At 67.3% G+C, this 13,536-nt stretch carries 10 protein-coding genes; 5 read left to right on the top strand and 5 right to left on the bottom strand.

The features are described from left to right. Nucleotides 1–101: 101 nt before the first annotated feature. A complete protein-coding gene (locus C7453_RS00210) occupies nt 102–458 on the top strand; it encodes a response regulator (RefSeq protein ID WP_211310997.1) in 357 nt (118 codons plus the stop codon). Between the two features lie 77 nt (nt 459–535). Here the strand turns inward: C7453_RS00210 and C7453_RS00205 are convergent, their stop codons facing one another. The 3 genes from C7453_RS00205 to gmk all read right to left on the bottom strand — a co-directional run bounded on the left by C7453_RS00205 (nt 536) and on the right by gmk (nt 3,517). Further along, nucleotides 536–1,171: a LysE family translocator gene (locus C7453_RS00205; protein WP_245948654.1), complete on the bottom strand. Its 636-nt coding sequence runs from the start codon at nt 1,169–1,171 to the stop codon at nt 536–538. Between the two features lie 61 nt (nt 1,172–1,232). Continuing rightward, a complete protein-coding gene (locus C7453_RS00200) occupies nt 1,233–2,756 on the bottom strand; it encodes a replicative DNA helicase (protein ID WP_255318198.1) in 1,524 nt (507 codons plus the stop codon). A gap of 98 nt (nt 2,757–2,854) precedes the next feature. Then, entirely contained in the window at nt 2,855–3,517 is a 663-nt protein-coding gene (gmk, locus tag C7453_RS00195) for a guanylate kinase (protein WP_114725921.1), read from the bottom strand. Nucleotides 3,518–3,621: 104 nt separating this feature from the next. Here gmk and C7453_RS00190 point away from each other — a divergent pair, with 104 nt between their 5' ends. The 3 genes from C7453_RS00190 (at nt 3,622) to C7453_RS00180 (ending at nt 9,203) form a co-directional block, all read left to right on the top strand. Then, on the top strand, nt 3,622–4,440 hold the full coding sequence (locus C7453_RS00190) for an SDR family NAD(P)-dependent oxidoreductase (protein ID WP_114724960.1): 819 nt from the start codon (nt 3,622–3,624) through the stop codon (nt 4,438–4,440). 79 nt (nt 4,441–4,519) lie between these two features. Further along, complete coding sequence (locus tag C7453_RS00185) at nt 4,520–5,863, top strand: purine-cytosine permease family protein (RefSeq protein ID WP_245948653.1); 1,344 nt, start codon at nt 4,520–4,522, stop codon at nt 5,861–5,863. A 37-nt stretch (nt 5,864–5,900) separates the two neighbouring features. Next, entirely contained in the window at nt 5,901–9,203 is a 3,303-nt protein-coding gene (locus C7453_RS00180; protein WP_114724958.1) for an efflux RND transporter permease subunit, read from the top strand. 79 nt (nt 9,204–9,282) lie between these two features. On the opposite strand, the gene C7453_RS00175 is transcribed toward C7453_RS00180, so the two are convergent. After that, nucleotides 9,283–10,269, bottom strand: coding sequence for a glycosyltransferase (locus C7453_RS00175; RefSeq protein ID WP_114724956.1), 987 nt, complete (start codon nt 10,267–10,269; stop codon nt 9,283–9,285). Nucleotides 10,270–10,280: 11 nt separating this feature from the next. Continuing rightward, complete coding sequence (gene rfbA / locus C7453_RS00170) at nt 10,281–11,180, bottom strand: glucose-1-phosphate thymidylyltransferase RfbA (RefSeq protein WP_114725917.1); 900 nt, start codon at nt 11,178–11,180, stop codon at nt 10,281–10,283. 209 nt (nt 11,181–11,389) lie between these two features. Here rfbA and C7453_RS00165 point away from each other — a divergent pair, with 209 nt between their 5' ends. Continuing rightward, the gene (locus C7453_RS00165; protein ID WP_170143071.1) at nt 11,390–13,534 is read left to right on the top strand and encodes a hypothetical protein; all 2,145 of its coding nucleotides are present in this window, start codon (nt 11,390–11,392) and stop codon (nt 13,532–13,534) included. Nucleotides 13,535–13,536: the final 2 nt, after the last annotated feature.

The following is a 13,536-nucleotide window of genomic DNA, read 5'->3' as shown; positions in this document are numbered from 1 at the left end:
TCTGGATATTTACCTGCCGTACGCTGCCATCGTGGAACATCTGCGGGCCGATGATCTTTCTTCTGCTGAAAAAGAAGAATGAAGCAGCGGAGCCTGCGACCGTGAAAGACCGGACCATCCTTGTGCTGGAAGACGAGTTCATCATCGCGATGGAGTTGGAAGACGTGCTGGGCATGGAGCATGGGGCGCATGTCCATATCGCGTCCACGCCTCAGGCTGCGCTCGATATCCTGGAGAGATATCCGGTCGATGGGGCCATTCTCGATGTCAATATTGCGGGCGAAAGTTCCTTCCCCGTCGCTCGGGTTCTGTCCGAACGGGGCATTCCGTTCCTGTTTGCCACGGGGTGCGAGGCGGCTTCGTCGGCGGTGGGAGCATTTTCGGAGGTTCCGGTGCTTGCGAAACCCTATACGATGTCAAGCGTTGTCGCCGCCCTGCGGGGCATGATGCGGGCGTGAGCCTTGTTATGCGCGATATACTGGTCTTCCGGATGGAATGGTGCGTCTTTCGATGTGTCCGTCACGTGGCGGCTCGTTCAATGTCGGTCGGTCAGGGCCAGTTTGAGGCCGAAGCCCATGAAAATGCAGCCGGTCAGGCGGTCGAGCCTTCTGACGACGGCGGGGCGTGACAGGATGTGGCTGAACGGAACCGTCAGGGCGACGAGCAGGGAAAGCCAGGACATGGACATGACGGCCTGAAGACCGGCCAGCAGCAGGGAAAAGAGAATCACGTTGACGCCGTGAGGAATGAATTGCGGCAGGAACGTGATGTAGAAAATGCCGACTTTCGGGTTGAGGATATTGCTCATGAACCCCTGCCGGAAGCCGGCGGCGGGAGACAGCCTGCGGGTTGCCGCCGTGGGGTCGCCCGAAAAAGCCGTGCGCGGGCGCAGCAGCATGCCGATACCCAGATAGAACAGATAGGCGGCACCAGCCCATTTCACGATATTGAAGGCGAGCGTCGATGCCGCCAGCAGCGCCGTCAGCCCGAACGCCGCACCGATGCCCCACACCAGAAGGCCGCCCGTGATCCCGAGCGACGCGCTCAGCCCGCTTTTCGTCCCCGATGTGGTCGAGGTGCGCAGGACGGTTGCCGTGTCCAGGCCGGGCGACATCGTGAAAATGGCTGCCGATGCCGTAAAGGCAGCCAGAGACATGGTGATGGTTTGCATGGACATCTCGGGAGGATCGCAGGGAGGAAGGCGGTTGCGGATCAGGTGCGGGTTCTGATGATCAGGAAGGCGGGTATCCGCCTTCATGCACCAGGTCGAGATCGCCGAAGCGGGTGAATTCGCCCTCGAAGAACAGATGCACGGTACCGGTAGGGCCGTGACGCTGTTTTTCCAGGATCAGTTCGGCGCGGTTGTGCGCCAGGTCCATCTTGCGTTGCCAGTCTTCCAGCGCCGTCTGGAATTTGTCGGTCGAATCGTAGGCCGTTTCCTTGGGCTGGCGCTGTTGCAGGTAATACTGGTCACGGTAGACGAACATCACCGCGTCGGCGTCCTGTTCGATCGAGCCCGATTCACGCAGGTCCGACAGCATCGGCCGTTTGTCCTCGCGGCTTTCGACCTGACGCGAGAGCTGGGACAGGGCGATGACCGGTACGCTGAGTTCCTTGGCGATCGCCTTCAGGCCCTGGGTGATCATGGAGATTTCCAGCACGCGGCTTTCCGGCCGGGTGCCGACCGACGGGCGCATCAGTTGCAGGTAATCGACCACTACCAGGCTGAGGCCCTTGGTGCGGGCCAGGCGGCGGCAGCGCGTGCGCATGGCCGACAGCGAGATGGCGGGGGTATCGTCGATATGCAGCGGCAATTGCGCCAGTTCGCGCGTGACGTGGACGAAGCGGTCGAATTCCTTCTGCCCGATCTCGCCCCGGCGGATGCGTTCGCCCGAGACGCTGGCCTGTTCGGACAGGATACGGGTGGCCAACTGCTCGGCCGACATTTCCAGCGAGAAGATGGCGACCGAGCCTTTGGGCTGGGTGCCCGGTGCGGCGTCCTGGGCCTCGCGCATCAGGGCGCGGGCGGCGCTGAAGGCGATCTTGGTGGCGAGTGCCGTTTTACCCATCGCCGGACGTCCGGCCAGGATCAGCAGATCGGAGGGATGCAGGCCGCCGGTCTTCTTGTCGAGGTCGCGCAGGCCGGTCGTCAGGCCCACCACGTCGCCTTCGCGGTGGAAGGCCTTCTCGGCTACGTCCAGTGCATCGGCCAGGGCGCGGTCGAAGCTGGTGAAGCCGCCATCCTGCCCCTTGTCGGTGGCCAGGCGGAACAGTGCTTCTTCGCCTGCCGCGATCTGGTCGACGCCTGTCAGGTCCGGGCGGGCGCCGAAGGCGTTGTTCACGACTTCTTCGCCGACTTCGATCAACTGGCGGCGCACCCAGGCGTCGTGGATCACCCGGCCGTAATCGCCGGCATTGATGATGCCGACCATCGATGTGAGCAGGCGGGCCAGATAGGCCATGCCGCCGACCGGCTCCAGCATGCCGGAATGTTCGAACTCGCCGCGCAGGGTGACGGGATCGGCCAGTTGACCGGCCTCGATCCGCCGGGCAATGGCATCGTAGATCCGGCCGTTGACCGCATCGGCGAAATGGGCGCCGGTCAGGAAGTCCGACACCCGCTCATAGGCACGGTTATTGGTCAGCAGCGCGCCCAGCAGGGCCTGTTCCGCCTGCATGTTGGCGGGGGGCTGGCGTTGGGTCAGGCCCAGCAGGGAGCCTTCTGCGGGGCGGGATTCGGTCTGGGAGGTATCGATCTGGTTCACGTTCCCATCCTAGCAGACAGGCGGGCGACGACACAGGGATTGCTGCCCGCGGGATGATGCGGGTGCATGGCAGGCAGGCTTGCCGTTATTCAGCCCTCGAAGCTGGCGACGAATGCGGGGAGACCCTTCTGGCGTGCCGTCTGGAGCCGGGCGGCGACCAGGATCGAGCGGGCTTCGGCAATCGCCTGGTCCAGGTCGGTATTCACGATGACGTGGTCGAATTCCTGCCAATGGGCGATTTCATCCCGTGCCGCCGTCATGCGCTTGGCGATTTCCTCCGCATGGTCGGAGGCGCGGCCATGCAGGCGGCGTTCCAGTTCGGCCAGCGAGGGGGGCAGCACGAACAGGCTGATCACGTCGTCGGGCAAGGCCGCGCGGATCTGGCGATGGCCCTGCCAGTCGATATCGAAGACCATGTCGCGCCCTTCGGCCAGGGCGGCTTCGACCGGGCCGCGCGGCGTGCCGTAGCCCCGGCCGAACACGGTCGCCCATTCCAGCAGGTCGCCGGTCGCGGCCATCTGCTCGAACTGTTCCATGGTGCGGAAATGATAATGCACGCCCTCGCTCTCGCCCGGACGGGGCTGGCGGGTGGTGACCGAGACGGAGTGCAGCAACTGGGGCTCGGCCGCGCGCAGGGCGTTGGCGATGGTGGATTTTCCGGCACCCGAGGGGGCGGAGATCACCAGGCAGACCCCGCGCCGCGCAACGTGCGGCCGGACGGATGGGCCATGTCGTTCCCTGCTGGGCGTCATCGTCGGCATATCCCCCGTCTATCCTGGTCTGTAACCACTACCGTTCCGCACCGGCCCGGCGCGGATTTGCGGTCTTTTATCAGGCAGTCTCTATTCTGGCGAACATGAAACGGGACATGATTCTGATTACCGGCGCGTCGTCGGGCATCGGGCGCGCGATCGCCCTTCATCTGGCGGCCCCCGGAGTGCTGCTGCACCTGGGCGGGCGCGATCCGGACCGGCTGGAGGCCGTGGCGCGGGACTGTGCCGCGCGTGGCGCGCGGGTGCTGACGCGGCGCCAGGACGTGCGCGACGTGGAGGGCATGGCGGAATGGATCGGCGGTGCCGGGCCGCTGGACCTGGTGTTTGCCTGTGCCGGCATTACGGCCTCCACGGCTTCGCGTGCCGCCGGCGCGCCGCGCGAGGCGCCGGGGCAGGTGCGGCGGGTGCTGGATGTGAATGTGGGCGGTGTGATCAATACCGTACTGCCGGCGCTGGAGACGATGAGCGGGCAGGCGCGGGATGGGCGGGGCGTGCGGGGGCGGATCTGCGCGATTGCCTCCGTGGCGGGGCTGGTCGCGTTTCCCGGCACGCCGTCCTATTGCGCGTCGAAGGCGGCGGTGGACCGGTTTATGGTCGCGACGGGGGGCAATACGGCGCGGGACGGTATTCTGCTGTCCAGCGTGTGCTGTGGCTTCGTCCGTACGCCGATGGTGGCGGCCAATGATTTTCCGATGCCGGGCCTGACCGAGGTTGATGACGCCGCCGCCGCGATCCTGCGCGGGGTGGCGGCCGGACGGCGGCGGATCGTGTTTCCGTGGTGGCTGGTGGCCGGGTCGCGGCTGATGGACCTGCTGCCGCCGCGTCTGGCCGAACTCTATTACAGCCGCCAGCCCGCCGGGCAGGCCGGCTCGATGCCCGAGACGGGGGGCATGTCGTCCTGACGGACGGCTTGCCAGCGGTGAGGGTTCGCGCCACGATTACTTTCGACGTCATCATGATCGGGGGTCCGGACTGTTGCCGATGTCCTTTATGCGTCCCCCGGCGATGGAGGAGCTAGGCGCCGCCGCCGTGTCGCGCCCGGTTCCGGCCCAGCGCAAGACGATGAAGCTGGACCGGGTGTTCTGGAGCCATTTCTCGCCCAATCTCGGCCCCGGTGGCTGGGTGACGGGGGCGCTGCTGGTTTCGCTGGGGCTGGATTTCCGCTTCGGGCTGCTGGCGATCGTGATCGGCAATGTGATCGGGGCGGTGCCGGTGGCGCTGGCGGCCGCGATCGGCCCGCCGACCGGGCTGACGCAGATGGAGGCTTCGCGCCGGGCGCTGGGGCGGCTGGGTATCCGGCCGCCGGCCTTTCTCAACTGGATCTACTGCGTCGGATGGGATGCGGTGAACAATGTGCCCGCCGCCACGGCGCTGATCGCGTTTCTGTCGATCGTGGCGGGGGTTGCGCCGCCGTTCTGGCTGGCGCTGGGCGTGCTGGCCGCGGCACAGATGGTGGCCAGCATCTACGGCCACGACGTGGTGCAGGCGTTGCAGAAATATCTCGGCGCCGCGCTGCTGGCGGCCTTTGCGGTGATCGGGCTGCAATCGGCGTGGCATGGCGTGGCGCTGCCGCATACGGCGCATCCGCCCACGCTGGCGACCATGCTGCTGGCGGTGGCGATCCTGGCCAGTTTCAACCTGTCCTGGGCGTCCTATTCCTCGGACTATACGCGCTATCTGCCGGCCGATACCGCGCCGGGGCGGGTGGTGTGGCTGGCGCTGGCCGGGTTGCTGGGCTCGGCGGTGCCGTTTCAGATCCTCGGCCTGCTGACGGCGGCCAGCATTGCCGAGCCGTCGCCGACGGCGGTGATCGCCAGCCTGCAACATGCGGCGGGGCCGCTGGGGCCGATGGTGCTGGCCGTGATCGCGCTGTCGTCGGTGACCGGCAATTCGTTCAACGACAATACCGCCAGCTACAGCCTGATTTCGGCCGGCGTGCATATTCCGCGCGTTCTGGCCGCGATTATCACCGCATCGCTCGGCTATGGGCTGGCGGTGGCCGGGGCCGGGCGGTATGCGGCGCTTTATACCGATTACCTGGTGGTGACGATGTACTGGATCGCGCCCTGGATCGGCATCGTGCTGGCTGACTGGTATTTCGGCGACCGTACGGTGCATCCGGTCCCTGCCGGCTGGACACGGGGGGCGACGATCTTCATCGTCGTTTCGGTGGTGACCATTCTGCTTTTCTCGACCAGCCAGATTTATACCGGTCCTGTCGCCCGCTGGCTGGGTGGGGCCGATATCGGCTATTATGTGGGCTTCTTCGTCGCGGCGCTGTGGTACGGTCGGGGCGGGGTTCGGACGGGCGTGATGGAAAGCTGATGCACAGGCCGTTGTCATCCGCTATGCGCATTTCCGTATGAACCCCTGCCGTCCTTTTATTCTGCGCCCGGTCACGACAACGCTGATTGCGGTTGCGCTGGTGCTTGCGGGCCTGTTTGCCTACCGCGCGTTGCCGGTGGGGGACCTGCCGAACATTTCGGTTCCTGTGATCTATGTGGTGGCGACCCAGCCGGGGGCCTCGCCGCAGCAGATGGCGACCTCGGTGACCACGCCGCTGGAGCGGCGGCTGGGCCAGATTGCCGGGATCAGTTCGATCGAGTCGGATTCGACCGACAGCACCGCCTTCATCCTGCTGACGTTCGACGACAGCCGGAACATCGACGGTGCGGCCAATGACGTGCAGGCGGCATTGCGGGCGGCGGCGCAGGACATGCCCACCACCTTGCAGATGGTGCCGCAGTACTGGAAGGCCAATCCGTCCGACAATCCGATCATGATCATGGCGCTGACATCGGACAGCCGGCCGATGTCCGAACTGTACGATGTCATGAAGACGCATCTTCAGCCGATGCTATCGCAGATCAAGGGTGTGGGCTGGATCGAGATCGCGGGCAGTTCGGCCCCCGCCGTGCGGGTGGAGATGAACCCGTATGCGCTGTTCAAATACGGTATTGGTTTCGAGGATATCCGCTCGGCCCTGGCTTCTGCCAATGCCAACACGCCCAAGGGTTATGTCGATGTGGGGCCGCAACGCTACACGATCGCGACCAATGACCAGGCCCGGCGGGCGGAGGAATATCGGGACCTGGTGGTGGGATACCGGTCCGGGCGGCCGGTGCGGCTGGCCGACGTGGCCTCGGTGGCGAACGGGGTGGAGGACGAGCGGCAGACGGGCTATTTCAGCGGGCATCGCGCGGTCATGGCCGTGGTGCGGCCGCAGCCGGGCGCCAACGTCATTCATGTGATGGATGCGATCCGCGAGCGTATTCCGAGCATGCGGGCGGCATTGCCCTCGGGCGTGACGCTGACGCCGGGCATGGATCGGTCGATCACCATCCGTGCCTCGCTGGCCGATACGCAGTTGACGCTGCTGATCTCGGTGCTGCTGGTGGTGGGGGTGGTGCTGGTGTTCCTGCGGGCGCCGCGTTCGACCCTGATCCCGGCGGTGACGGTGCCGATCTCGTTGGCTGGCACGCTGGCGGTGATGTACCTGCTGGGCTTTTCGCTGGATACGCTGTCGCTGATGGCGCTGACGATCGCGACCGGCTTCGTGGTCGATGACGCGATCGTGGTGGTGGAGAACATCGCCCGCCACATGGAAGACGGGATGCCCCGCCGCGAGGCCGCGCTGCTGGGCTCGGGCGAGATCGCCTTTACCGTGCTGTCGATCACCATCGCGCTGGTCGCGGTGTTTCTGCCGCTGCTGCTGATGCCGGGGACGCCGGGCAAGATCTTCTTCGAATTCGCCATGACGCTGGCGACCGCCGTCACGGTTTCGCTGTTCCTGTCGGTGACGCTGACGCCGATGATGTGCAGCCTGCTGCTGGATGTGGCGCACGGGGCGCCGCTGCCCGCCGGTGCGTCGGCCCTGCGGCGCGGCCTGCGCCGCCTGGGCGATGGCTTCGAGTCCGTGTTCGAGGCGGTTCTGAATGGTTATGTCCGCTCGCTGGACCGGGCGCTGCGGCACCGGTGGCTGGTGCTGGCGACCCTGCCGTTCAGCCTGCTGGCGACCGTGGGCATTATCATCCTGATGCCCAAGACCATTATCCCCAAGGAGGATGTGGCGCTGGTCGTCGGTTATTTCCGTGGTGACGAATCCGGCTCGTTCCAGAAGATGAACCAGAAGATCCAGGCCGTGAGTGCCGCGATGATGGCCGACAAGGACACGGAATCGGTGGCGGCGTTTTCGGGCGATACGCGGGTGGAGGGGCAGGCCTTCGCGCAGATGGTCGGCAAGCATGCGCGCGGCGACGGACCCGACGAGATGATCGCCCGCGTGCGCGAGCGTCTGAAGGGACTGCCGGGCGTGCGGCTGTCGCTGTTTTCGGCGGGAGATGTGAATGGCGGCGGCGGGCGGCAGCAGCAGGGCGCCTATCGCTACGTGCTGCGCAGCGACAATGCCGAGCAGATCTATGAGTGGACGCCGCGCATCGTCGAGGCCCTGAAGGGCAGCAAGGTGATGACCGACATCACCACCAACCTGACCGGTCACGGGGTGGCCACGCATGTCGATATCGTCCGCGATACTGCCGCGCGCTATCTGGTGACGCCGCAACTGGTCAGCCAGGCGTTGTATGACGCCTATGGCCAGCGCAGTGCCTCGAACATTTCCACCCCACTGGCCACCTATCATGTGGTGATGGAGGTTGCGCCGGTCTATCGCCAGTCGCCCGACATCATGAAGGCGTTCTGGGTTTCGACCTCGGGCGGGACCGCCGGAGGCGGCACGGCGTCCAACACGGTGCGCGTGCCCACGCCCAGCAGCGGCGATGCCTCGCGGGTCACGACGCTGAGCCAGCAATCCTTCCGCAATGCCATCGCCAACCGGCTGGCGGGCGGGGCGGGGGCTTCGAGCGGGTCGGCCGTGTCGTCCAGCATCGAGACGATGGTGCCGCTGCCGGTGGTGGCCGCGATCCATGAACGCCCGACCTCGATTTCGGTCGGGCATCGCGATGGCTTCGTCTCGGGTGCCATTTCCTTCAACCTGGCCGCGGGGCGGTCGCTGGACGAAGCGACGTCGGAAATTCGCGATGCGATGGTGCGGCTGCATGTGCCGGGGTCGATCCAGGGCGGCTTTACCGGGCAGGCGGAACAGTTCCAGACCGCGATGATCAACGAATTGCTGGTGTTTCTGGCCGCGCTGGCGACGATGTATGTCACGCTCGGCATTCTGTACGAAAGCTATGTGCATCCGCTGACCATTCTTTCCACCCTGCCGTCGGCGGCGGTGGGGGCGGTGCTGGCGCTTTGGATAACCGGCGAGGAGTTCTCGCTGATTGCGATGATCGGCGTGATCCTGCTGGTCGGTATCGTGAAGAAGAACGCGATCCTGATGGTGGATTTCGCGCTGCATGCCGAACGTGACGGCAGCATGTCGCCTGAGGAGGCGATCCGCGAAGCCTGCGCCAAGCGTTTCCGGCCGATCCTGATGACGACGCTGGCCGCCGCCTTCGGGGCCGTGCCGCTGATCGTCAGCAGCGGTTATGGGATCGAACTGCGTCGCCCGCTGGGCATTGCTGTGGTTGGTGGACTGGTGATGAGCCAGTTGCTGACGCTTTACACGACGCCGGTCGTCTATCTGCTGCTGGAGCGCATCCGGGCGTGGGTGACGCGGCAGGCTTCGCGCCGCTGGCGGGGCCATATGCGGCCGGCCGGATAGGAACATCGCATGTCCCCAGCACAAAATTTCTGAAAGAATCAGAGTTTTTTGGTTCTTTTTTGCAAAAAAGAACGAAGACTTACGCCCCTGCGATAAAACGCAGCCGGAAAATCATGTTTTCCAACCATCGGGGCCGGTGCAGCCCCGGCATGGTCCTGAGCAGCCGCAGGCGGTCGCGGCGGCGGCCGTCGAGGACGGCTTCGATGCGACCGAGATCGCTGCGGGCCGTTGCGGAGAGCAACCCTTCATGGGCCAGCAACTGGCGGACATTCCGGCGGAAGGCCGTCATGAAACGATCGGGGCCGTACTGGTGTAGCCCCCCGCGATGCCGACGGTGCAGCACTGTGGGGTGTGGATCGACCCGCACCGTGCCGCCGGCGGCCAGTACCAGCAGGCAGGCCCACCAGTCGTGGGCGACGGGTGCGTCGGGCAGGGTGCTGGACGTGGCCAGGGCGCGTGCCGCGTCGTTCATCATGACGGTGCATCCGGCGGCCGCGTTCTGCGCCAGGGCCGCGAGCAGGCCCGGTCGTTCGGTGCGGGGTGACGACAGGCCGAGCGGGCGCAGGGCGGAATCCACCAGGATCTGCCGGCCGCAATAGAGCGCGGGGCCGTCCGCCTGCATGTCGGCCAGGCAGGCCAGGCCGCGTGCGAGTTTCTCGGGCAGCCAGACATCGTCCTGCTCGGCGAAGGCGATGGTCGAGGCGGGCGGTGCCGCGCGCAGGAGCATCTGGTAGGAGGCGGCGATGCCCAGATGGCCGCCGCCGGGGGCAATTTCCCGGCAGCGCCCGGCCCCGGGGCCGCTCTGGAATTGCCGCATGATGGCCACCGAGCCGTCGACCGACCCGTCGTCGCGCCACAGGAGCATCCATTGCATCCAGTCCTGCGCCAGGATCGAATCGAGCATGGCCTGAAGCCAGGACGCGCCGTTGAACGTGGAGAGCAGGATCGCGACCCGGGGGGCGCGGCGTGCGGGGCGGGGGAGAGCGGCCGGCCAGGCCGGTGCCGCCTCCGGCCCGCTTGCGGACCAGGGCGGCGGGGCATCGGAAGACGGAGGCAGGATGTCCATCGCGTGCCGGTTTATGCCGAGATCGGCATGGGGGTGGATGGCGCGGCTGCCTCGGCCACGTCGTGCAGGTGCCGGCCGAGTTCGGTCTTGAAAACGCTGCCGGCGATCGTGCGGAGCTGCGCGGCGTCGATGAAGCCCATGCGGAAGGCGACTTCGGCCGGCGAGCCGACCAGCATGCCCTGGCGGGACTGGATGGTCTGCACGAACATGCCGGCCTGGAGCAGAGCGTCGGGCACGCCGGCATCGAGCCACGCACAGCCCCGGCCGAGTTTTTCGACCTGGAGGGAGCCTTCTTCGAGATAGATGCGGTTCAGGTCCGTGATTTCCAGTTCGCCTCGGGGCGAGGGGCGGATCTGGCGGGCGAAGGTGCTGACGCGGGCATCGTAGAAATACAGCCCCGTGACCGCCCACGGGGAGGCCGGGGTGGCGGGCTTTTCGACCAGCGAACTGGCGCGGCCCTCGGCATCGAAGCTGACCACGCCGTAGCGTTCGGGGTCGCGCACCTGATAGGCGAAGACGGTGGCCCCGCTGTCGCGTTTTGCCGCGCCTTGCAGCAGCGTGCCGAGATGGTCGGCGAAGATCAGGTTATCGCCCAGCGCCAGGGCGCAGGGGGCGCCGGCCAGCCAGTCCTCGGCGATCAGGAAGGCCTGGGCGATGCCGTCCGGGCTGGGCTGGGTACGGTAGCTGAAGCGTGCGCCGTATTGCGCCCCGTCGCCCAGCAGGCGCTGGAACTGCGGCAGGTCGTCGGGGGTGGAGATGATCATGATATCGCGGATGCCGGCCAGCATCAGCGTCGAGAGCGGATAATAGATCATCGGTTTGTCGTAGACCGGCAGCAACTGCTTGCTGGTGGCCAGCGTCATGGGGTGCAGCCGGGTGCCCGACCCGCCGGCCAGGAGGATGCCTTTCATCGCGGGTGCGGTCGTGCGGTCGTTTGCCGCAGGCGCGTTCGCGCGATAGGGGTGCAGGTGCGACAGGTTGGTCATCGGGGTGGGGTCCGATCCTGGGGTTTGCATGGGTCGCTCCTTTCCTGATGGTTCGTGATGGTCCGTCGGGGGGCGGGGCGATTGCCGCGCCGGGGGCCTGCGCGCATAATGATGATGGCAACAGGGATTTTTGCGTGCTCGCCGAACGATTGACCCATGACCTGGCCTGCGTCCTGGAACGCCCCGACCTGCGCGTGATCGCGGGTGGGCGGCGCATCGGGCTGGATACGGCGCTGGAGCGGGCGTTCGTGGTGCGGGCCGACGGCATGGTCGTGCTGGGGGCGCCCTGCCTGCGGAGGCCGGCCTGCGCGCCGGTCGTGCTGCGTCATGCACTGGAACTGGCCCGGCTGGTCGAGGCCGTGCCCGAGGATGGCGTGCTGGCCGGGCTGTGCGCGGCGCGCACCGCCGCCCTGTTCGCGGAACTGGATGGGCCGGGTGGGCCGCCGGGGCCGTCGCCGGGGCCGTGGTGGCATGCCGACATGGCCGCCGTGGCGTCGCCCGGTGCCGACCGCTTGCGGCAGATATGGGCGGAACTGGCGGGCTTGCAGCCCCCGGTTGCCGCCGGGTGCGCCGATGCGGGCGCATTCGACCGGCTGGTGGTCCGGCTGGAGACGCTGTGGCCGCTGTTGGGGCCGGCGGAGCAATTGATGGCCGAGGGTGGCGATGCCCGGCTGGCGATCGACCCGGCGACCGGGTTGAATCACTATGGGTCGTCTCATCGGCCGCGCCCCTGGGCTGTGACCTATGCGTCCTCTACCGCGTCCTCGGTCTCCGAACGGGGTTTCGCGGGGGCCGAGGCGGCGCGCGTGCGGCTGGTGCTGGGCGGGCTGACGGGGGATGGGGCGCGGGTCCGGGCGGAGATGGTCGCGGAGGTTCGCCGCCGGATCGCGGACCATTACGGGATGGCCGGGACCCAGGGCGTCGTGCTGGCGCCATCGGGGACCGATTGCGAACTGTATGCCCTGGCGCTGGCGATGCTGGGTTCTGATGGCCATTCGGTCAGCAACATCCTTCTCGCCCCCGAGGAAACGGGGAGCGGCGTACCGTTAGCGGCAAAAGGTTGCCATTTCGCGAATGACACCGCGCTGGGCGCGCAGGTGGCCAAGGGCGGGCTGATCGACGGATTTCCGGCGGACACGCTGCTGCTGGCGGTGCCGTTGCGCCAGCCGGACGGGGCGTCGCGCGCGCTGGCCGAGATCGACCGGGATTGCAGCGCACTGGCGAGGCGGGCCTGGCAGGCGGGGCGGCATGTGCTGCTGCATCGGCTGGACCTGTCCAAGACCGGGCTGCTGGCGCCGGGGCTGGAGATGCTGGACGGGCTGGCCGAGGCGGCCCGTGCCGATGGCGTGCCGGTGCCCGATATCGTGGTGGATGCCTGCCAGGCGCGGCTGGACCCGGCGCGGGTGCGCGATTACCTGGACCGGGGCTGGATGGTGATGATCACCGGTTCCAAATTCTTTACCGGCCCGCCTTTCTGCGGCGCGCTGCTGCTGCCCGAGGGGGTGACGGCGCGGTTGCGGGATGGGGCGTTGCCGGCGGGGCTGGCGGATTACTGCCATCGGGCCGCGTGGCCGGCGCTGCCGGCGGCGCAGGGGCTGCCGGCGGGCGAGAATGTGGGGCTGATGCTGCGCTGGTATGCCGCATTGGCCGAGATGACGGCGCTGCGGGAGGTGCCCCGGCCGGTGGTGCGGGCGCGGCTGGCGCGGTTTCTGGGCGCGCTGGAAGCGGCGATCGACACCGACCCCGACCTGCGGCGGCTGGCGGTGCCGCATCCGGCGCGGCCGCCGCTGGCCGATGCGTGGGACGATCGCGGGACCATCCTGAGCTTTTTCGTGCGCGACCCGCTGGCGTCGCCCCCCTGTGGGGACGATTCCGTGCCGCCGGGGTTCGTACCGTTGGGGCTGGAGCCGGCGCGGGCGCTTTATCGGTGGCTGAATGCCGACCTGTCGCGCGTGGTGCCGGAGGGGGCTGACCGGGCGCTGGCCGGGCAGTTGTGCCATGTCGGCCAGCCGGTGCCGTTGCCGCACCCGATGCTGCCGGGCGGGGTGGCGGGGGCGCTGCGGCTGTCGGCCGGGGCGCGGCTGGTTTCGGGCGAGCCGTCGCATGACGGGCTGGTGCCCGATCTGCGCATGGATCGGGAAATTGCCGATGCGCAGCGTGTTCTGGCCAAGATCGGGCTGATCCTGCGCTATTGGGAGAGGCTGGCGGCGGCCGACCCGGTACAGACCTACGCGCCGCTTCCGGCTATGGATACCGGACCACCCGTTATCCTGCCCTGATT

It is taken from the genome of Gluconacetobacter liquefaciens, from assembly GCF_003350405.1.
In the GTDB taxonomy this organism is placed as follows: domain Bacteria; phylum Pseudomonadota; class Alphaproteobacteria; order Acetobacterales; family Acetobacteraceae; genus Gluconacetobacter; species Gluconacetobacter liquefaciens.
This window is presented reverse-complemented; position numbering and strand designations above follow the sequence as displayed.